The organism is Arthrobacter sp. UYCu712, assembly GCF_040547005.1.
Lineage (GTDB): Bacteria > Actinomycetota > Actinomycetes > Actinomycetales > Micrococcaceae > Arthrobacter.
Genome location: NZ_JBEPOZ010000005.1, coordinates 53,383 through 74,453 on the forward strand (window position 1 = coordinate 53,383; position 21,071 = coordinate 74,453).

Consider the following 21,071-nt stretch of genomic DNA (forward strand, 5'->3'; position numbering starts at 1 on the left):
GTGCACCTCGGTTGCCGGATCCGCGCGGCCTGTCCGGACCGGATTCCGGTCGCGGCGTCAGCTATATCCTACGTGACCCGCACCGGACCTGGCCCGTCGGGGACCATTCCCGTCCCGTCGACGCACGGAGTTCCGCCCATAGGATTCGAACCTATACTCCACGGCTCCAAAGGCCGGGGTGCTGCCATTACACCAGGGCGGATCATGCCCGGGCGTTCAGCCCGAGGCACAAGAGACAATTCTGCCACGAAGGTCCGGCCTCGTGCGACTCGGCCGGCGCCCGGGACGCTACTCCCCCAGGACGTCCAGCGCCTCGAGCCATTCGACTTCGAGGGCTTCACGTTCGCCGGCCAGGTCCTTGAGCTTCTTGTTGAGCCCGGCGAGCTGGCCCACGGCCGCCGGGTCGGCTGCCGCCGTGGTCATCTGGGCGTGGAGCTTGTCCTCCTGCTGCTTGAGCTTGCCCAGCTGGCGGTCGATCCGGTTCTTGGCCTTGCGGGCGTCGCGCTTCTCGGCTTCCGAGGGGCCCGCGACGGCGGGGGCGGAGTCGGCACTGGCGGAAGTGACGGGGTTGCCGCCGCCGGTGATCGTGGAGCCGGCGAGGGCCCCTTCCCGCAGTTCGAGGTACTGGTCCACGCCGCGCGGCAGCGAGCGGATCTTGCCGTCGCCCAGGAGCGCCATCTGGTGGTCCGTGACGCGCTCCAGCAGGTAGCGGTCGTGGCTGACCACCACGAGGGTCCCGGGCCAGCCGTCGAGCACGTCTTCCACGGCGGCGAGGGTATCGGTGTCGAGGTCGTTGGTCGGTTCGTCAAGCATCAGCACGTTCGGCTCCCCCACGAGCAGGCGCAGGAGCTGGAGCCGGCGGCGTTCGCCACCGGAGAGGTCCTTCACCGGGGTCCACTGCTTCTCGTTGGTGAAGCCAAGCTGCTCCACGAGCTGGCCGGCGGTGAATTCCTTGCCGCCGACGTTGAAGGAGCGCTTTTCACGCTCGATCACTTCGATGACGCGCAGGTCCGAGACGTCGTCGAGCTCCTTGACCTCCTGGGTCAGGACCGCGGTGACCACCGTCTTGCCGCGCTTGACCTTCCCGGAGCTGGGCTGGATCTCGCCGTTGAGGAGCTTCAGCAGGGTGGTTTTGCCGGCGCCGTTGACGCCCACGAGGCCCAGCCGCTCACCCGGGGCAAGCCGCAGGGTGATGTTCTCGAAAAGCTTCTGCCCGGGCTCGCCGCCGAGGAAGTCCAGGGAGACGTTCTCGAGGTCCAGGACGTCCTTGCCGAGGCGGGCCGTGGCCATCTTGCTCAGCGCGGTCGAGTCGCGGGGTTCGGGGACGTCGGCGATCAGCGCGTTGGCTGCCTCGATCCGGAACTTGGGTTTGGCGGTGCGGGCCGGGGCGCCGCGCCGGAGCCAGGCGAGCTCCTTCTTGACGAGCATCTGGCGCTTGCTTTCCACCACGGAAGCGGAGCGGTCCCGTTCGGCGCGGGCCAGCACATAGGCCGCGTAACCGCCGTCGAACGGGTCCATGATGCCGTCGTGGATTTCCCAGGTCTTGGTGCAGACTTCGTCGAGGAACCAGCGGTCGTGGGTGACCACGAGGAAGGCGCCCTGGTTGGTCCGCCAGCGGGTCAACAGGTGCCGGGACAGCCACGCGACGCCCTCGACGTCGAGGTGGTTGGTGGGCTCGTCGAGCATGATGACGTCGTGGTCCTCGATCAGCAGCTTGGCCAGCGCCACACGGCGCTTCTGCCCGCCGGAGAGCGCGTGGACGTTGGCGTGCCAGTCGACGTCGGACACGAGGCCGCCCATGACTTCGCGGATCTGCGGATTGCGGGCCCATTCATAGTCGGCCTGGTCCCCGACGATCGCGGCACCGACCGTGAGGTCCCCGTCGAGCACGTCGCTCTGGTCCAGGTAGCCGATATTGACCTCGCTGCGCTTGGTCACCCGACCGGAGTCCGGGGTGGAACGCATCGCCAGCAGCCGCATGAGGGTCGACTTGCCGTCACCGTTGCGGCCCACCATGCCGATCCGGTCGCCCTCTTCAAGGCCGAGGGTGATGCCATCGAGGACGGTACGGGTTGCGTACGAGACCGTGAGGTTCTCGCCGCCGAGCAAGTGTGCCACTGGGAACTGCTTTCTTAGGTGTGTCGATCAGGTGTATCGGTGAATAGATGCGGTGCGGTCAGGAGGCGCAGCGCGTCAAAAGCCACTAAAGGAGCGTATCGGAGATGATGCGCGCGCCGTGCACCGGGCCGTGGACGGCCATGGCGTCGAGGCCGTGGTGGCGGAGGTCCTCCGCGAGCCCTGCGGCGGCCGCGGGGCTGTGCGCGAGGAAGGCCACGGTGGGCCCGGAGCCGGACACGAGCCCGGCGATGGCACCGCAGGATTCGCCGAGCCCGAGGGTGTCCCGGAGCTCCGGCGCCAGCTCGATGGAGGCCCGCTGGAGGTCGTTGATGAGGACCCGGCTCAGGGCATCCGCGTCCCCCGTGCGCAGCGCCTTGAGGATCCGGGGGTCCACGGCAGTGGGTTCCTCGATGGCAATCCCTTCGGCCGCCCGCAGTTTGTCCAGGGTCCGGTAGACCGCCGGGGTGGGCAGGCCGAAGTCCGCGGTGACCAGCACCCAGTCCGTCTGGGCCTTGACGAGGGCCGGGGAGAGTTCGTCGCCCAGCCCCAGGCCGACGGCGGTGCCGCCGAGCAGGGAAAATGGCACGTCGGCGCCGAGTTCGGCGGCCAGGTGGGCCAGTTCGTCGCGGGAGAGTCCGCTGTTCCACAGCGAGTCGCAGGCGAGCAGGGTGGCGGCGGCGTCCGCCGAGCCGCCGCCCATGCCGCCGGCCACGGGCACCCGCTTGGTGATTTCCAGGTGCACGCCGGTGGAATGCTCGGAGACGTCGGCCATGATGGCGGCCGCCTTGTAGGCAAGGTTGCGCTCATCGAGGGGAATGTCCACGCCGTCGAGGTCCAGCGTGCTCGCCGGGCTGATGCTGACCGTGATTTCCCCGGTGTCCGTGCTGGTGGCGGCGATCTCTTCGTAGAGGGACACCGCCAGGTAGACACTGGCCACCGAGTGGTAACCGTCCGGGCGCACCGGTCCGACATCGAGTGAGACATTTACTTTGCCGGGAGCCTTGACCCGGACGGTCCTCGCGGCAAAGCGCCCTCTCACTGCGTTCATGGCTCCACGCTATGGCATGGCAGGGCCGGGCTCCAAGCCTTGCCCGCATGCGTCACATCCGTACCGGCGTTGCGCTTCGGGCTGGGAGTTCAGGCCTCGGGCCGGGCGTGGGCTTCGGCAATCCGGGAAAACGCCGCGATGTCGATCACTTCGCCGCGTGCGGTCGGGTCTATTCCGGCGGCCCGCAGGCAACGCTCGGCTTCGGCGGCGCTTCCGGCCCAGCCCGCCAGTGCAGCGCGCAGGGTCTTGCGCCGCTGCGCGAATGCGGCGTCGATCACGGCGAAGACCTGTTCCCGGGTTGCGGTGGTGACCGGCGGTTCCCGGCGGGTGAAGGAAACGAGGCCGGAGTGGATCTTCGGCGCGGGCCAGAACACGTTCATCCCGATCACGCCGGCCTTGCGCATGCTGCTGTACCAGGCGGCCTTGACCGACGGCACCCCGTAGGTCTTCGAGCCGGGCCCGGCGGCCAGCCGGTCGGCGACCTCGTCCTGGACCATAACGAGGCCGTGCCGCAGGCTCGGGAAATGCTGCAGCAGGTGCAGGACTACCGGGACGGCAACGTTGTAGGGCAGGTTGGCCACAAGGGCCGTCGGCTCGACGGGAAGTTCCGTGACCCGCATGGCGTCGGCAAGGACCAGGTGGAAGTTCTCCGTGGCCTCGGGGCGCCACCGGGCCACGGTGGCGGGAAGCTTCGCGGCGAGGACAGGGTCGATTTCGACGGCCACGACGGACCGGGCGGCGTCGAGCAGGCCGAGGGTGAGCGAGCCCAGCCCGGGCCCCACTTCCAGGACCGTCTCGTCCGGGTGGATGGCTGCCGCCGCCACGATCCGGCGGATGGTGTTGCCGTCAATGACGAAGTTCTGGCCCAGGGTCTTGGTGGGACGGACTCCGATTTCCTCGGCCAGCCGGCGGATGTCGGACGCGCCCATCAGGGGTGCAGGGGCGGTTCCGGGCGCGGTTCCGGAGGCACCGGCGCGCTCGGTTTTGGGCACGTTGGCAGGCGCGGAGGGGGTCGGTTCAGTCACCTAGGTATCTTATCCCGGACATGGCAACGGCCGGGCCCGGAGTGCCGGACCCGGCCGTGACTGCCTGTCGTGGCGGTCCGGCCCTTAGCGGGCGGCCCAGCCGCAGCCCCACGGCTGGAGGCCGCGCTGTGCGTAGACGCGGTTGGCGATGTCGATCTGCTGGGCCTTGGTGGCGAGGCTGGCGTTGGGTGCGTACGCGCCGCCGCCGGAGCCGAGCCAGGTCCGGACATCGAACTGCAGGCCGCCGTAGTAGCCGTTGCCGTTGTTGATCGACCAGTTGCCGGTGGACTCGCACTGGGCGATCTTGTCCCACATGCCTTCGTTCATCATGGCCGGAGCGCCGGCGCCGGTGTTTCCGGCCTGCGCCTTCGGCTTTTCCTTGGTGCCGACGGTGACCTTCTCGGTGACCGGCTGGACGCTGACCGACTGTGATACAAGGGTGCGGTTCGCTTCGCGGCCGTCGACGAGGACCAGTTTGAAGCTCTTGTTCATGACGCCCGCGACGCCGGCCTGGGTGACGTCCTTCTCACCCTTGAACTTCTCCGCGCTCTCGGTGGTGAGGGTCTCGAACGGCACGGGTTCGGTGGCTTCCGCCGTCTGGCTCGTGTCGACGCGGGAGACCTTGATGACCATGTCGTTGACCACCGGGGCGTTGCCGGGCTGCGAGGTCCGGTCGCTGGCGCCGATGGAGAGGCCCGCGTCGGTGAGGAGCTGGGAGACGGTGGCTGCCGTCGTGGTGGTCGTGGCGGCCTTGCCGTCCGCGACGATGCTCACGGACTTCGGCGTCGAGATGGCCACGAAGGAACCGGCGACGGACAGCTGGGCGTCCTTCGGGACGGACACTTCCGAGGCGCTGGCGACGCCGAGTTCCGTCACGAGGCCCTCAACGGTGGGCGAGGTGGTGTTGATGGTCCGCTCCGCGCCGTCCAGGCTGACCTTGACGGCCTTGGCGAGGTTGACGTTGATGACCGATCCGTCCCGGACGCGGGAGTCCGCGGCGGGCGACACCCGGTCGGATGATTGCAGTTCAACCTTGGCGCCCTTGACGACCTGGCCGACCGTTCCGCCGAACGTCTGCACGGAGCTTACTTTTCCGTCGACGTTGAGCGTGACCGTCTTGTTGTTGCCGACGAAGGCAACGAGGCCGAGCACGAGTGCCAAGAGCACCACGGCTTGGGTGCCTACCTTGACGAAACTGAACTTACCGTCCGAAGTGAAGAACTTGACCACGATTGCCCGTATCTCTTGGACCATCCGGGCACGGGGAAAGCGCACAGGATCACCCGTCGCAAACACCCCAGGGGCAGCTCCGGAACGGGTCCGGCTGTTCGCGGCAGATGTGTGCACTGCCACACTCACAAACGAGAGCGCGCATGTGGATCGATTGCCACATTGCGCGCCCCGCAGGAGTGAAAATATCCGTAGGCCTTCCCCGACCCCGGCTAATAGTTGACTACTGTAACCGTAGCGTTATAAAGCAACCAAGAATTCATGCATACCCGGTATCCCCCAAGGGGGTTCCGGAAGGGAGGTTTCAGTCCCAGGATCCGTAGGCCCGCACGGTATTTTCGGTGATCCGGGCGCACAGGCCGGAGAGCTCGGTTCCAGTCAAGTCCGCCATGGCCCGCACGGTGTGCGGCACCAGGTAGCTGGCATTGGGGCGGCCGCGGTGCGGGTGCGGCGTGAGGAAGGGCGCGTCGGTCTCGACGAGGATCCGCTCGGGGTCCGCGATGGCGAGGGCCTCGCGGAGATTTGTTGCGTTTTTGAACGTCACGGTCCCGGCGAAGGACATGTACCAGCCCTGGTCGTTGCAGATCCGGGCGAGCTCCTCCCCGCCGGAAAAGCAGTGGAACACCACCCGCTCCGGGGCGCCTTCCTCGCGCAGCACCTGAACCACGTCGTCATGGGCGTCCCGGTCATGGATCTGCAGTGTCAGTCCAAGCCGTTTGGCGATGTCGATGTGCCGGCGGAACGAATAGCGCTGATGGGCCAGCCCTTCGCCCTCGGTCCGGAAAAAGTCCAGTCCCGTCTCCCCGATCGCCCGGATCCGCGGATGCGCGGCCAGGGCCTCGATCTCGGCCAGGGCGTCGTCGAGCTCTCCCCGCTCGGCGTAGTGCGGCGCGTCATTGGGATGGATCGCGACGGCGCCCAGGAGCCGCGCGTCCAGCTCGACGGCCTGGACAGTGAACCGGGAGGACTCCAGGTCACACCCCACCTGCACGGCGCCCAGGACGCCCACTGCCTCGGCCGCGTCCAGGGCGTCTTTCACGCTGACCTTCACGTCCGCGTGGGGGAAGTCCAGATGCGTGTGGTTGTCCATGACCGGGACCGGCAGGGGTTCCGGCGCCGGCGGATATCCTTGCCGGCCGGATCCGTCGCTGCCGGGGGCGCGGAACGGGACCGGAGTAAGGGAATTGACCATCCATCTACCTTAACCGGGAGCCGGCTGCAGGCTCGACCGTCGTTTTAACGGACATGGATTAACACGGATAGCGGTTGCTGTCTGGAGATTTACCCGGAACTCTCTGTCAGCCCCGGCAGTTGTGTTAGTACTCTGATAGGGATACAGGCGAAAACCCGCTGTCGGGACCGGCAACCCGTGCCGAACCCGCCAGGCATCGCACCAGGGCTGAAAGGCTGCCGATGGACTACCACCGCACCTCCGTAGACGAAGTCCTCCCCGAAGACCAGGGCTTCCAGGACGGCTCTGGCGTGGCGGGAAACGCAGCCGCCAGACGCCCTCCCCGGCTGCCCGCGGCGATGGACCCGGAGGCATTCCACGCGGCCAGCGAGCGCGTCCTCAACGCCATCAACACTGTGATCGACGGCAAGGCCGAAGCGGCGAAACTGGCACTGACCGTGTTGCTGGCGCAGGGGCACCTGCTCCTTGAGGACGTCCCCGGCGTCGGCAAGACCCTGCTGGCCAAGACGCTGGCCCGCACCATCGACTGCTCGGTCAGCAGGATCCAGTTCACGCCGGACCTGCTGCCCTCCGATGTCACCGGGGTGTCCATCTACAACCAGGCGTCCCGGTCCTTCGAGTTCCGGCCGGGCGCGGTGTTCGCCAACATCGTCATCGGTGACGAAATCAACCGCGCCTCGGCCAAGACGCAGTCCGCCCTGCTGGAGTGCATGGAGGAACACCAGGTCACCGTCGACGGCAAGTCATACAAACTCGATGAGCCCTTTATGGTTGTGGCCACGCAGAACCCCATCGAAATGGAGGGGACGTACCCGCTTCCGGAAGCTCAGCGGGACCGTTTTATGGCGCGGATCTCCATGGGCTATCCGGACAAGGAATCCGAGCTGGAAATGCTGGAGACGCATCAGGCCACGTCGCCGCTGACGCGCGTGACAGCCGTTGTCACTGCCGCGGACGTTGCGGCCATGATTGCCACGGTCCAGCAGGTCTACGTCTCGCAGTCGATCAAGGAATACACGGTGTCGCTCGGACGGGCCACGCGGGAAAGCGGGATGCTCCGGCTCGGTGCCAGCCCCCGGTCCATGCTCCAGCTGCTCCGGGCGGCCAAGGCCACCGCGGCCCTCGCCGGCCGGGATTTTGTGCTGCCGGACGACGTCGTCAGCGTCGCCGAAGCCGTCCTGGCGCACCGGATCATCCTGGACCGCAAGGCCGCCAGCTCGGGAGAGACCCCCCAAAGCATCATCCGGGGCGTCCTGGCCAGGATCCCGGTCAATCCCGAGGTCAGCGCGGCCCCGGTCTCCACCAACGGCCGGAAGCCGGCCGCGGCCCGGGCGGCGGCGCCGTCGTCGTCCCAGTTGCCGAACAGACGTTAGGAGTGACCCGGCCATGGCACTGATGGACCGGTTTCCCAAAAACATCTTCAGCACCCGTGGCTGGGGCCTGCTGGGCACAGGCGCCGGCTTCCTCCTGGCGGCGCAGGTCACGGGGCGTCGCGACATGCTGGCCCTGGCGATCCTCCTGATGGTCCTGCCCCTGGTGTCGCTGGCCGGCACCCGGGTCCTGAAACCCAGGTTCCAGGTTTACCGGGAGTTCAATCCCTCCACAGTCGAAGCGGCCGCCACCACAACGGTGAGGCTGGCCGTGGCCCGGATCGGGATCGGGTCCGGGCACGCGATCATGGAAGAGCACCTGCCGGCGCGGTTCGGGGAATCGCCCGTCTTCCATTTCCCCGCGCGCTCCGCCGCGGGAGGCGCCAGCCGCTACGAATACCATCTGCGGTCAGGGAAACGCGGCCAGTTCCGGATCGGACCGGTCACGGCCGAATTCAGCGATCCGTTCGGGCTCTCGCTGCACCGCCATGCGATCGACGACGGCGATATCCTTACCGTGACGCCGGCCGCCGTCGACCTGCCGGTGACAGGCCTGGCCGGCGCCCGCGGGCACGACGGCGTCACGGCCACCCGGCTCCGGGCGAACCCCAGCGACGACGACGTCATGACTCGCGAATACCGGCACGGCGACCCGATGCGCCGCGTCCACTGGGCCGCCACGGCCCGGCACGGCGAGCTGATGGTGCGGCAGGAGGAATCCGTCACCACCCCGGAGGCCACCATCATCCTGGACCAGCGGCTCGCGGCGTTCCCGCCCTACGCCTATTCCCATTCCAACGCCGTAGGCATTGCGGATGCGGACGGCCATGAACTCAACACCAACGAGGCGTTCGAATGGGCCGTGACGGCGGCAATGTCGATCGGCGCCCATCTCTCCGAGCGCAACTACGCGTTGCGGTTCCTGGATGCCGCCGGCGAGCCCGCCTTCCTGCAGTCCCTGTCGGCCCCCGAGCCGGAGACCGAGGAATACATCGGGGCCGCCGGGCTGCAGTCCGTCGCCGAGAGCCTGGCCGCCATCCAGCTCAGCGGGAACGTGCACAGCCGCACGGACTCCAGAGAGGCGTTCCGGCGCGGGACGCCCGCCGGCATGGAGGCCGGGCCTCAGCCCTTCGACGACAGGCTGATGGACAAACTGGCCGCCCACCGGCTGCGGGGACCTGTTTTGGCCATCCTGGGCAGCCTCTCGGTGGGTGAGGCAACAGATCTTGCCCCGGCGGCCGGGTTCGGGGCCAACGCCTTTGCCCTTGTCATTACCGGGCCGGGGCATGATTCCGGCCAGGTCATGGAAGCGTTGCGGCTCGGCGGCTGGCGTGCCGTTGCAGTTTCGGCATCGACGCCGCTTCCGGCCGCGTGGTCAGCCTTCGACGCGGACGGGGCCCTGGCCCAGCCGGCCGACGCGCGCCGTGGTGTGGGGATCCGGCAATGACACTCACCCCGCATCGCCCTCCCGGCGCGGACGTATCCGGGACCGGAGAACACACCACCGTCCTCGCCCCGGCCGATGCTCTGCGGCGGGAACGGGTGGGCGCGCAGCCGTGGGTCATGGCCCTGGCAATCGCAACCGCCGTCGGGGGTGCGGCGCTTGGCCTCAACGGGGTGCTGCGCGGCTGGGCCTGGTTCTCCCCCGTCCTGTCGACCGTCTTTACGGTCGCCCTGACGATGGCCGGACTCCGGGCACTCCGGTGGCGCTCGGTCTTCGTGGGCCTCGGCGGCCTGGCGTCGCTCGTCATGATCCTGACCTTCACGTTCTTCCGCCCGCACAGCTTCGCCGGCTTCATCCCGACCGGCGCCACCATGACCCAGCTGGGCCGTTACCTGCGCCGTGCCAGCGAAACGGTGCTCGCGGAGAGCTCCCCGGTGGCCCCCAACGCCGGCATCGTGCTGCTGATCTGCGCCGTCCTGGGGCTGCTGGTGATGCTGGTCGACGCACTCGCGTATCCGCTCGCCCTGCCCGCCACCAGCGGACTCGGAATCCTGGCCATCCTGGTGGTCCCGGCCATCGTCAAGCCGCAAAGCGTCGGCGTGCTCGGCTTCGCCGCTGCCGCCGTGGGGTACCTGATGATTCTGGCCAGCAGCCACTGGTTCGCTCCGGATTCCCGGGCGGGGGCGGACACCGCCCGCAATCCCGGCCAGCTCAGGCGCGCCTCGCTGACCGGGGCCCTGGCGTTGACCGTGACGCTCATGCTCCAGCTGGTGATTCCGGGGTTTGACCAGGGCACCTTCCCGCAGGGTTCGCGGCTGAATCCGTTCGGCACCTCCAGCGGGCTGAACCCGATGATCAGCCTGGGCAACAGCCTGCGCAGCCCGACCGGGGACGGCCGCATCACCTTTGCCACCAACGCACCCTCCGCCCCGTATCTCCGCTCCGTGACCGTGGACAGTTTCAACGGCGATTCCTGGGCTCCGGACGACCGCGAGGATACCCGCCGGGTAGGCACCGGAAGGATGGACACGGACCTCGAGTCCATCGCAACGGAGCTCCGTGTGGTCACGGCCGTCAACACCGGGCAGTTCACCAGCCCCTACCTTCCCGTCCCCTACGCCCCCGAGGCCGTCAACGGCCTGTCCGGGCGCTGGAGCTGGGATCCGGCCACGCTCAGCATCAAAGCCGTCGACACGAATTCCCGGGACCAGCAGTACGTTGTGCTCTCTGCCTCCCCGCAGCTCACTCCTGAGCTGCTGGCGCAGATTCCTGCCGCGAACCAAGGCGTCCCCGAGGTGTTCCTGCGGCCGCCGGCAAACGTTCCGGAAATCGTGCGCAAAACGGCGGATGCCGTGACCTCCGGCGTCCAGACGCCGTACGCGCGGGCGATGGCGATCCAGAAATACCTGCGGTCCCTCGAGTTCACCTACTCGCTCCAGTCGCCGGTGCAGGGCGGCTATGACGGCAACGGACTCTCCGTGCTGGCGGACTTCCTCACCCAGAAGAGCGGTTACTGCATCCACTTCGCCTCGGCCATGGCCGTGATGGCCAGGCTGGAGGGAATCCCGAGCCGCATCGCCGTCGGCTACGCCCCGGGCCGTCCCACCGGTAGCACCGTCTCGATTGCGGGCCAGGGGGCGCTGCCGGAGTACGAGGTGGATGCCCGTGACGCCCACGCGTGGCCGGAGCTCTACTTCCAGGGTGTCGGCTGGGTGGCGTTCGAACCGACGCCTTCACGCGGGGTGGTCCCGCCCTACGCCGTGGAAAGCGCTCCTCCCAGCGGCGCCAGCACCAACGAAAGCAATGACGGGCTGATTCCCGAAGACCAGGTCAAACCGACCAATACCCCGCAAGTGGCTCCTGTCCCGCTCCCGGGCGGGGAATCGGCGGCGGATGCCGGCAGCCGGCTGCTGCCCGCCCTGTACGGCGCCGGCGCGCTGCTGCTGGTGGCGCTGCTGGTGGCATCTCCCCAGCTGGCGCGTGGCGCCCTCCGGCGGCGGCGCCTCAAAGGAGCCGGCGCCGATGGGTCAGCGTTGCCGGCCTTCGCCGAGCTGCGGGACCTTGCCACGGACTACGGCGCGGCGCCACGGACCAGTGAGACGCCCCGGCACTTCTCCGAGCGGCTGCGCACCTCGGGCGCCCTGGGCGACCCGGGTGGTCTCGACGCGGCGGGAAACCAGGCCGTGGTGTCCCTTACTGATGACTTCGAGCGGCACCAGTACGGCCGCCCCGGCGGTTCCACCGGAACGGCTGACACTTCCGTCGGCTCCGGCGGCGAGGCCGCCGCCAGGATCGCGGCCGTGCACGGCGCGCTGCGCGCCAACGCCCGGCCCCTTGTGCGCTTCCGCGCAGCCTGGTTGCCGCCGTCGGTCATGGCGGGCTGGCGGCAGTCAGTCTCGGCACCCTTCCGTGCGGTGTCGCAGACAGCAAAGCGCACCCGGCGGGCTGCCGCGGGTTCCTGGCTGAGGATCCGCGGCGTTTTCCGCCGGGTGCGCCGGAGCCAGCGGACTCCCTAGCCGGCGTAGGGGTCGGCGATGCCGATGTACTGGGTGTAGAGGTATTCCTCGATGCCCTCGAGGCCGCCCTCGCGGCCCAGGCCGGACTGTTTGACCCCGCCGAAGGGTGCCGCGGCGTTGGAGACCACCCCGGCGTTCAGGCCCAGCATGCCGGTCTCGAGGCGTTCGCCCATCCGGATGCCCCTGTTCAGGTCACGGGTGAAGACATAGGCCACCAGCCCGTACTCGGTGTTGTTCGCGAGCCGGACGGCCTCGTCCTCGGTGCCGAAGGTGATGATCGGGGCAACGGGTCCGAAGATTTCCTCGGACAGGATCCGGGATCCCTCGGTAACGCCGGTGAGGATGGTGGGCTGGTAAAAATACCCCGGGCCCTCCACCGGACCGCCGCCGGCCACCGCCACCGCCCCGGCAGCCACCGCGTCGGTGACGAGCTCGTGGACCTTGTCCCGGCTCTTCGCATCGATCAGCGGACCGACCTTGGACTCCGGCTCGGTGCCGCGGGCCGTCGTCATGTCCGCCATTTTCGCGGCGAACTTCGCCGCGAACTCCGCCGCGACCGACTCGTGCACAATGAACCGGTTCGCCGCGGTGCACGCCTCACCCATGTTCCTCAGCTTCGCCAGCATCGCCCCGGCCACCGCCGCGTCGACGTCGGCGTCCTCGAACACCACAAACGGGGCGTTCCCGCCAAGCTCCATCGAGGTCCGCAACACCGTCTCGGACGCATCCGAGAGCAACCGCCGGCCGACCTCGGTGGACCCGGTAAAGGAAAGCTTCCGCAACCGCTGGTCCTTGATCAACGGCCCCGTCGTCGCCCCCGCCGTGGAGGTCGGGATGACATTCAGGACACCGGCCGGCAGCCCGGCCTCGACCATCACGGCCGCGAACAGCTGCGAAGTCAGCGGCGTCAGGTTCGCGGACTTCAGCACCATCGTGCAGCCCGCCGCGACCGCCGGGGCGATCTTCCGGGTCGCCATCGCCAGCGGGAAATTCCACGGCGTAATCAACAGGCACGGACCCACCGGCTTCTTCGTCACCAACAAACGGGACTTCCCGTCCGGGGACACCGAATACCGGCCAAACGCACGCACGGCCTCCTCGGAGAACCAGCGCAGGAACTCCGCACCGTAGGCCACCTCACCACGGGCCTCCGCCAACGGCTTGCCCATCTCCAGGGTCATCAGCAGGGCGAAATCCTCCGCCCGCTCCGTCACCAGCTCAAAGGCCCGCCGCAGGATCTCCCCACGCTCCCGCGGCGGGACCTTCGCCCAGGACTCCTGCGCGGCCGCCGCAGCATCCAAAGCCGCCGCCCCGTCCTCCGGACCGGCATCGGCAATGCTCAACAACACCCCACCCGTCGAGGGATCCTCCACCTCGAACGTCTTCCCCGACGCCGCCGGACGCCACTCTCCGTTAATCAACAGCCCCGTCGGAACAGAGGCCAACAAAGCGCCCTCGCGCTCCGCAGTAACAATAGGCTGGGCAGTTACAGTCACGATTGACTCCCTCGTCGGCAATTCGGGTGGTTTAGGTTCGGTTTCAGCGCTGGAAAACCGCGCTGGATTTACTGCCACGGTACTGCCGCGCTCTCCGGAGTGTCTACGCATGTACGCACTACGTCGACGGGGATCCGCTGTGCAGCTGCACAGCTCCTGTGCGCCGCTAAGCGGCGGCCCCCGGTGGCCGGAACGGCCGCCGGATCAGCGCGCGGCGAGCACGGCGGAGTAGAGCTCGCGCTTGCTGACCCTGGCCTCTTCGGCCACGGCGGCGACTGCTTCCTTGAGCCTGATCCCCTGCGCCATCAGGGCATTCACGGCAGCCACGTGGTCTTCCGGCTGGCCGGGCTCCCGTTCCGGGGCGCCCCCCACCACGACGGCGATTTCGCCCCGCACCTCGTTGGTTTCGGCCCATTCCAGGAGTTCGCGCAGGCTGCCCCGGATGACTTCCTCGTAGGTCTTTGTCAGTTCCCGGCAGACGGCCGCGCGGCGGTCGGCGCCAAACCGCTCGCGCAGGGCGCGGAGCATCGGTTCCAGGCGGTGCGGGGCTTCGAAGAACACCATGGTGCGGCGCTCGGCGTCGAGAACGGCAAGCCGGGAGGACCGCTCCCCGGCCTTCCGCGGCAGGAATCCCTCAAAGCAGAAACGGTCCGTGGGCAGTCCGGAGAGTGCCAGCGCCGTGAGCACGGCGGACGGCCCGGGGACCGCGGTGACGGTCAGCCCGGCCGCGACGGCCCCTTCGACAAGCCGGAAGCCGGGGTCCGAGACGGACGGCATTCCCGCGTCGGTGACCATCACCAGGGTTTTCCCGGAACGGACGTGGTCCAGGAGTTCGGCGGTCTTGGCCACCTCGTTGTGCTCGTGGTAGCTGATCACGCGGCCGCCCACGGTAATGCCGAGGTTCTGGACTAGCCGGTGCAGCCGCCGGGTGTCTTCCGCCGCGACGATATCCGCCGTCATGAGCAGCTCGATCAGGCGGGACGAGGCGTCACCGACGTTGCCGATCGGTGTTGCTGCCAGCACGATCCTGCCCGGGCCCCCCGGTGAGGCTGAAGCCTCGGCCGGACCTCCGTCGTCGTCGGGATGATTCGGGGAGGTGCTGAGTTGTTGGTCCACTAGACAAGCCTACTGCCGCGCGGGCGAGGGCCGGTGAACACAGCCGCGAAAGGTAGCATGGGCAACGTGACGCAGACCTCCACGCGGCCCGTTGAGGCCGGCTCAGCCGGACCGGCGCCCTCAACCGCCCCTTCCGCACGCAACCTGGAGGGGCACCGCTGGGTCAGCCGCCCCTCGGAGGCCTTCACCCCCGAGGTGCTCCAGGAACGCCTGATCGGCGGCATCCGGAGCTGGCGGGACTATCCGCCGTCGCTGCGGTTGTGGTTCTGGCTCATCCCGGCCATCACCGCCGCGCTCGGCGGGGTGCTGCGCTTTGTCCGGCTGGACGTGCCCCGCAACCTCGTCTTCGACGAAACCTACTACGTCAAGGACGGCTATTCGTTCCTGATCAGTGGCTATGAGCGCGCGTGGCCGGAGAAGGCCAACGATTCGTTCATCGCCGGGAATCCCGGAGTCCTGCTGGACACGCCGGAGTACGTGGTGCACCCGCCGGTCGGCAAATGGATGATCGCCGCCGGGATGTGGCTCTTCGGACCGGACAATCCCTTCGGGTGGCGCTTCGGAGCCGCCCTGACGGGCACGTTGTCGATCTTCCTGCTGGCACTGATTGCCCAGAAGCTGTTCCGCTCGCTGACCCTTGGGGCCGTGGCCGGGGTGTTGCTGGCGGTGGACGGACACCATCTGGTGATGTCCCGCACCTCGCTGCTGGATATCTTCCTGATGTTCTGGATCCTTGCCGCGTTCGGCGCCCTGCTGATGGACCGCGACGGCGGCCGGCGCCGGCTCGCGGAGCGGCTCGGCAGGCTGGCCTCGGGCTCCGCCAACGGCCGACCCTCCCCGCTCCAGCTCGCCTCCGGCCCGTGGCTGGGCATCCGCTGGTGGCGGATCGCTGCCGGGGTGTGCCTGGGGCTCGCGGTCGGAACGAAATGGTCCGCGTTGTTCTTCCTGGCCGGCTTTGGACTGCTGACCGTCTTCTGGGACTTGAGCGCCCGCCGGATCGCCGGAATCCATGGCTGGATCAGCGGTGGGATCCTCAAGGACGGCATCCCCGCCTTCCTGAGCATCGTGCCGGTCGCGGCCCTCACTTACGCCGCCAGCTGGACCGGCTGGTTCCGTTCCAAGGACGCCTACTTCCGGCACTGGGCGGACACCAATCCGTCGGCGGAATGGGGATGGCTGCCCAACGCCGTCCGGTCCCTGGCCCATTACCATCTCGAGGCGTACAGGTTCCATCAGGGGCTCAACTCGGACCATCCCTACGAGGCAAGCGCTTGGAGCTGGCTGGTGCTGGGCCGGCCGACGTCGTTCTTCTACGAATCCCCCGAACCGGGCAGCCCGGGCTGCAGTGTAGGCAGCTGCACCACGGCCATCCTGTCGGTCGGCAACCCGCTGATCTGGTGGAGCGCCGCCGTCTGCCTCGGCGTCCTGCTGTTCTGGTGGGCCGGCCGGCGCGACTGGCGGGCCGGGGCCATCCTCGCGGGGATCGCCGCCGGCTACCTCCCCTGGTTCATGTATCCCGACCGCACCATGTTCTATTTCTACGCCGTGTCCTTTGAGCCCTTCCTGGTGCTGGCCCTCGTCTACTGCCTGGGGCTGGTGCTGGGCAAACGCACGGATCCGCTGTGGCGCCGGCGTTCCGGCCTGTACTTCGTGACGCTCTTTGTGGTCACGGCCATCGTGGTGTCCGCGTTCTTCTATCCGGTCTGGACTGCCGAGACCATCCCCTACCAGGACTGGCGGTTCCGGATGTGGATGCCGTCCTGGATCTAGGGCAGGATTATAAGGTAAGTCCGCCGTCACCGGGCGGACCCGGAACGGAGAGACGGCTGTGAGAGAAGCAAGTACCGGACTGCTAGTCGAGCTGGATCCGGACAGCAACGTGACGGACCTGCTGCTGGCACAGCATGCCAAGGATCCGGTCCATCCGCTGTACTCCCGCAAAGGTCCCGCCGGCTGGACGGACGTCTCGGCGCAGCAGTTCCTGGGCCAGGTCACGGCGCTGGCGAAGGGCCTCATCGCCGGCGGCATCGCCCCGGGGGAAACCGTGGCCGTCATGGCCGGCACCCGCTATGAGTGGACCGTGGTGGACTTTGCCATCTGGTTTGCCGGTGGCGTGACGGTCCCCATCTACGAGACATCCTCCGCCAGCCAGGTCGAGTGGATTCTCCATGACTCCGGCGCCCGGCGCGTGTTCGCCGAAAACCAGGCCCGGGCCGACCTTGTCCAGGCGGTGCTGGACACCTCCGAGCTGCTTGGGGACCGCCTGGTCCCGGTGGTCCGGATGGAGTACGACGGCGGCGCCCCCAACCTCGGCAGCCTCGCCGCCGCGGGCACCGGGGTGGGCGACGCGGAGCTTGAGCGGCACCGGGCCACCGCGGGGCTGGCGGACGTCGCCTCGCTGGTCTACACCTCGGGCACCACGGGCCGTCCCAAGGGCTGCGAGATCACCCACGGGAACTTCGCGCTCGTGGCCAGGAACATCGTGCTGTTCCTGCCCGAAATCCTGTTGCAGCCCCATTCCCGCACTCTGATGTTCCTCCCGCTGGCGCACGTCCTCGCCCGCGCCGTCCAGGTCATCTGCCTGAGCGCCGGAACCACCCTGGGCCACACCTCCAGTGCCAAGGAATTACTCGAGGACCTGTCCAGTTTCCGGCCCACGTTCCTGCTGGTGGTGCCCCGGATTCTTGAAAAGGTCTACGCCGGGGCGGCGCACAAAGCGGCGCTGGCGGGCAAGCAACGGCTGTTCGGGGCGGCCGCCGCCGTCGCCGTCGACTATTCGAAGGCCCTCGACGCCGCGGCGCAGGGCACGGGGCCCGGGCCCGGCCTGGCGTCCCGCGCCAAGCACGCCATGTTCGACCGGCTTCTGTATCCGAAGCTGCGGCAGGCGTTCGGCGGCCAGCTGGGCTACACCGTCTCCGGTGCCAGCCCGCTGAGCTCCCATGACGCCCACTTCTTCCGCGGCGCCGGGATCCCCGTCCTCGAAGGCTACGGACTGACCGAAACGACAGCGCCGTGCACGGCGAACACCCCGAGACGCACAAAGGTGGGGACCGTCGGCATCCCGGTGCCGGGCACCACCATCCGGATCGCCGACAACGGCGAGATCCTGGTCCGCGGCATCGGCGTCTTCAAGGGCTATCACGCCAACGCCGCCGCCAACGCCGAGTCGTTTGTGGATGGCTTCTTCCGCACCGGGGACCTCGGGTCCCTCGACGGGGACGGTTTCCTGACGATCACCGGCCGGAAGAAGGACCTGCTGGTCACCGCCGGCGGCAAGAACGTGGCCCCGGGTCCGCTCGAGGAAAAGATCCGCGAGCACCTGCTGGTGGGCCAGGCCGTGGTGCTGGGGGACGGCCGACCGTTCGTTTCCGCGCTCGTCAACCTTGATCCCGAGGGTCTGGAGAACTGGTGCGCCCTGCACAAGGTCCCTGCCATGGGCGTGGCCGAGGCGACCAGTCATGAACTCGTCCGGGCGGCCATCCAGGGCGCCGTCGACCAGGCAAACTCGCTTGTGTCCCGGGCCGAATCGATCCGCGTTTTCGTCATCCTGGCCGCCGATTTCACGGTGGAATCCGGGCACCTGACCCCGTCCCTCAAACTCAAGCGGGCCGCCGTCGTGCGGGATTTCGAAACGCACATCAACCGGATCTACGCTGAACCGAGCCCACAGGCACGGGGTTAACGCAGCGGCGGCCGGCACCATGGTGCCGGCCGCCGCCTTGTGGACTTTGAGCTGCTGGACCGTCAGACGCTGCTGGTATGCCCCCGGGAAGCCTTGCCGCCGGCAGGCGCCGGAGCAGTACCGGTGTCCGCGTCGGCAGTCGCGGGTGCGTCGGTGCCGGCAGGCTGATCCTCGGCACCATCCCCGGCTTTCCGGTCCTTGCTGCGTTTGAAGAGGGACCGCTTTGCAGCAGGCCCGGCGTTCGCGTGGTCCACCGCCGCGTCGTCGGCCGCGGCGTCGTCCGCCGCCTCGTCCCTCGCCTCGTCCCTCGCGGTTCCGGCCGCGGCCGGATCGGTTTTCAGCACGCCGCGGCGCTTGCGCGTCGGCCAGGTGAGGACCAGGGTGACGAGGGAGGCGAGCAGGACAATGGCTCCGATCACGATGCCGGCGTCCACCCAGAACTGGCCCGGGAACAGCCGGATCAGCGTGTCCTGCAAGGAGAAGGTCCACGTTCCGTTGGCGAAGAATACCCGGTGGAACTCGGTGAAGAACTGCTCCCAGCCGAGTACGGCCAGCACGCCCAGGCCGGTGATGATGACGAGGGTGACGAGGGAGCCGGCGAAGAGTCCGCGGCGGACTCCCCCGGTGCTGCGGCGCCGCAGGTAGATCACGGCGATGAGGCTGAGCAGGATCAGCAGGATGCCTGCCCCGAAGGCGGAGAGGATGACCAGTTTGACGTCCGCCATGTGGCTGACTTCGCCGGCCTTGAAGAGCTGGTCGCCGCTGCGGTCGACGAGTTCGCCGAGATAGCGCGGGCCGGCCCAGTTGCCGAGGTAGTCCACGGCGTAGGAGCCATAGGTCATGCGGTCATCCGTGCTGAAGCCGTATCCGTCGCCCGGGAAGCCGGGACGGTTGTACTCGACCCACAGGAACAGGGGGCTGGTCACTGCCCGGACCGCCAGGACCAGCAGAATGACGGGGTAGCATACGGCGAGCAGGACCTGCATGACGCGCGGGAGGACGGGCTTGGTGTTCGCCGCGTGCTCACGTTCGGTGTTCCGGCGTTCCACCTCCTCTTCAGGCGGGCGGATCTGCAGGGCGGAGGTGTGCAGCGGCTCGGGCGCCGGGCCGGACGTTCCGGCGGCGGCTTCTGCGGCCTTGCGGTCGGCACGGCTGCCAGGCGGCACGGCGGCGGTCCCCGCAGCAGGCGCGGTGGCGGCGGGTTCGGTGCCGGTCTCTTCGCGCTTGTCTGCGGAGGCGGGCTTCATCCAGTCGAAGGCGGGTTCATCACTGTCATCGACCGGATCCAGATGCGGATCCTGCCGGTTCGGAGGGGTGGGACTTGTATCAGTCACTGCAGCTTCGCTTCCGTAGGCTTCCGTGCCGCCCGGCCAGCGCCCGGCAACGCAACATATCTGGTTCTGAGCCTACCGCCAGACCCTGTGGCCGGGCGAGGTGCCACCCCGGAACAACCCCGATTCAGCGCGGCTGTTTCGTTGCCCTGCCCGCGCCCGGCGGGCGCCCGGCCGTCACCGTTTGGCGTATTGGGCCCAGGGGATGTTCCAGTCGCCGAATCCTTCGAGCGGTTCCACGGCCGGTGCACCGGTGTTGAGGGTCTGGACCACGTCTCCGGTCTTCATGTTGTTGAAGAACCAGGCGGCGTCCGCCGGCAGCAGTCCGACGCAGCCGTGGGAGACGTTGACTCTCCCCACCGCACGCCAGGCCGATTCGAGGGCCTGGTGGACGTACACACCGGAGCTGGTCAGCCGGTTGGCGTATTCGACGGTCAGCGGCGCGTAGTAGCCCTTGTCGCCCGGTTTCAGCCCGATGCTTCCGGCGTTGAAGTTGGAGGTCCGCTCCTGCTCCATGATGACGGCGAAGCCGGTGGGCGAGAGCCACTCCGCATCCCCCAGCGTGACCGGTGCGGTCCGGACGAGCTGGCCGTCGAAGTACACCTTCATCGTCTTCGTGATGTCATCGACGACGGCGAGGCGCTGCGGGCCGACGTTGAAGGACACTTTCGCGTCGGCGTTCCCGATCATCTTGTTGCCGAAGTCCACACCGAAGAGTTTCAAGTCCACCGTGACCTGGGTGTTGGCGGCCCAGAAGGCTTCGGGCCGGATCCGGACGCGCCGGTCCGAGTACCAGCGCCAGGCGACGGGCTGGCCGGACGAGACGGTGACGGCGACCGCTTTCTCCATCGCCTCCTTGTTCAGCACGGGTTCGCTGAAGACAATCTCGATGGGCTGTCCGGACCCGACGGTGGTGCCGTTCAGCGGGTAGACGGCGGCATCGGCCTCGTTGGCCTTTGCCACGGTGCTGAAGGTCTGGGCTTTTTTCGTCTCCCGGCCGGCCTGGTCGACGATCGTGTAGTCGTACTTGTATTTGGTGTTGAATTCCAGCGGATCTTCCGCGGTCCAGGTGGAGCCGTCCGCGCTGGTGGCACCCGGCACCCGGTCTCCCCCGCTGGCGGGTTCCAGCACCACGTCTTTGACGAGGCCGTTGACTGCCTTGATGGAGGGTGTCGAGGCAGGGTTGACGCCCTTGGCGCCGTCGGTGGGCGTGACGCCCAGATCCACCGGCTTGACCACGGGGGCTGCGAGGCCGGGCACGTTCCGCATCGGGGTGGACGATTCCGAGGGCATGGCGCCGTCAGCCCATCCCGGGGCGCTGGCGACACCGATCCCGCCCGCGCCGACCGCCGCGCAGAGCAGCAGCACGGCGGCCATTTTCCCGGTGGACTTTCCGCCGCCCGGGCCGCTGGCTTGCGGACCGCTGACGGGCCCTTCGCGCCGGCGCCCCATACCCCGAACCTTCGTCATTTCTTCCATCTTCCGTCCCCCACCCGAATCTCC

The 21,071-nt window shown here is 68.3% G+C and carries 14 protein-coding genes and 1 tRNA gene; 5 read left to right on the forward strand and 10 right to left on the reverse strand.

The features are described 5' to 3' along the window. Positions 1-130 precede the first annotated feature (130 nt). The 6 genes from ABIB51_RS06905 to ABIB51_RS06930 form a co-directional block, all read right to left on the reverse strand. Positions 131-202: transfer RNA gene (locus ABIB51_RS06905), tRNA-Gln, on the reverse strand. 86 nt (positions 203-288) lie between these two features. Continuing rightward, a complete protein-coding gene (locus ABIB51_RS06910) occupies positions 289-2,118 on the reverse strand; it encodes an ABC-F family ATP-binding cassette domain-containing protein (protein WP_354186790.1) in 1,830 nt (609 codons plus the stop codon). 85 nt (positions 2,119-2,203) lie between these two features. Then, complete coding sequence (locus tag ABIB51_RS06915; protein ID WP_354186792.1) at positions 2,204-3,166, reverse strand: 4-(cytidine 5'-diphospho)-2-C-methyl-D-erythritol kinase; 963 nt, start codon at positions 3,164-3,166, stop codon at positions 2,204-2,206. Positions 3,167-3,255: 89 nt separating this feature from the next. Next, positions 3,256-4,191, reverse strand: a complete 936-nt coding sequence (rsmA, locus tag ABIB51_RS06920) for a 16S rRNA (adenine(1518)-N(6)/adenine(1519)-N(6))-dimethyltransferase RsmA (RefSeq protein WP_502916084.1) — start codon at positions 4,189-4,191, stop codon at positions 3,256-3,258. 84 nt (positions 4,192-4,275) lie between these two features. Continuing rightward, on the reverse strand, positions 4,276-5,445 hold the full coding sequence (locus ABIB51_RS06925; protein WP_354186794.1) for a resuscitation-promoting factor: 1,170 nt from the start codon (positions 5,443-5,445) through the stop codon (positions 4,276-4,278). A 280-nt stretch (positions 5,446-5,725) separates the two neighbouring features. Continuing rightward, a complete protein-coding gene (locus ABIB51_RS06930) occupies positions 5,726-6,613 on the reverse strand; it encodes a TatD family hydrolase (protein ID WP_354186796.1) in 888 nt (295 codons plus the stop codon). 221 nt (positions 6,614-6,834) lie between these two features. Between ABIB51_RS06930 and ABIB51_RS06935 the strand changes: the two genes are divergently transcribed. Genes ABIB51_RS06935 through ABIB51_RS06945 form a run of 3 tightly spaced genes read left to right on the forward strand, consistent with a single transcriptional unit; the run spans position 6,835 to position 11,943 of the window. Continuing rightward, entirely contained in the window at positions 6,835-7,986 is a 1,152-nt protein-coding gene (locus tag ABIB51_RS06935) for an AAA family ATPase (protein WP_354186798.1), read from the forward strand. Positions 7,987-7,999: 13 nt separating this feature from the next. Beyond that, complete coding sequence (locus tag ABIB51_RS06940; protein ID WP_354186800.1) at positions 8,000-9,430, forward strand: DUF58 domain-containing protein; 1,431 nt, start codon at positions 8,000-8,002, stop codon at positions 9,428-9,430. After that, positions 9,427-11,943 carry a transglutaminase TgpA family protein gene (locus ABIB51_RS06945; RefSeq protein ID WP_354186802.1) on the forward strand — a complete coding sequence of 839 codons (2,517 nt, stop codon included), beginning with the start codon at positions 9,427-9,429 and terminating at the stop codon, positions 11,941-11,943. Before ABIB51_RS06940 ends, ABIB51_RS06945 begins: the two co-directional genes overlap by 4 nt. Here ABIB51_RS06945 and ABIB51_RS06950 read toward each other — a convergent pair. After that, complete coding sequence (locus ABIB51_RS06950) at positions 11,940-13,439, reverse strand: NAD-dependent succinate-semialdehyde dehydrogenase (RefSeq protein ID WP_354186804.1); 1,500 nt, start codon at positions 13,437-13,439, stop codon at positions 11,940-11,942. The two genes, ABIB51_RS06945 and ABIB51_RS06950, sit on opposite strands and share 4 nt — an antisense overlap. Before the next feature lie 204 nt (positions 13,440-13,643). Then, complete coding sequence (gene rsmI / locus ABIB51_RS06955; RefSeq protein WP_502916085.1) at positions 13,644-14,555, reverse strand: 16S rRNA (cytidine(1402)-2'-O)-methyltransferase; 912 nt, start codon at positions 14,553-14,555, stop codon at positions 13,644-13,646. Positions 14,556-14,612: 57 nt separating this feature from the next. On the opposite strand from rsmI, the gene ABIB51_RS06960 reads away from it, so the two are divergent. Further along, on the forward strand, positions 14,613-16,325 hold the full coding sequence (locus ABIB51_RS06960) for a dolichyl-phosphate-mannose--protein mannosyltransferase (RefSeq protein ID WP_354186806.1): 1,713 nt from the start codon (positions 14,613-14,615) through the stop codon (positions 16,323-16,325). 58 nt (positions 16,326-16,383) lie between these two features. Then, a complete protein-coding gene (locus tag ABIB51_RS06965) occupies positions 16,384-18,237 on the forward strand; it encodes an AMP-dependent synthetase/ligase (protein WP_354186808.1) in 1,854 nt (617 codons plus the stop codon). Between the two features lie 62 nt (positions 18,238-18,299). Here ABIB51_RS06965 and ABIB51_RS06970 read toward each other — a convergent pair whose 3' ends face one another. Continuing rightward, positions 18,300-19,571, reverse strand: coding sequence for a TIGR01906 family membrane protein (locus ABIB51_RS06970; protein WP_354186810.1), 1,272 nt, complete (start codon positions 19,569-19,571; stop codon positions 18,300-18,302). A gap of 174 nt (positions 19,572-19,745) precedes the next feature. Beyond that, positions 19,746-21,038, reverse strand: a complete 1,293-nt coding sequence (locus tag ABIB51_RS06975; protein WP_354186812.1) for a L,D-transpeptidase — start codon at positions 21,036-21,038, stop codon at positions 19,746-19,748. Between the last annotated feature and the right edge of the window lie 33 nt (positions 21,039-21,071).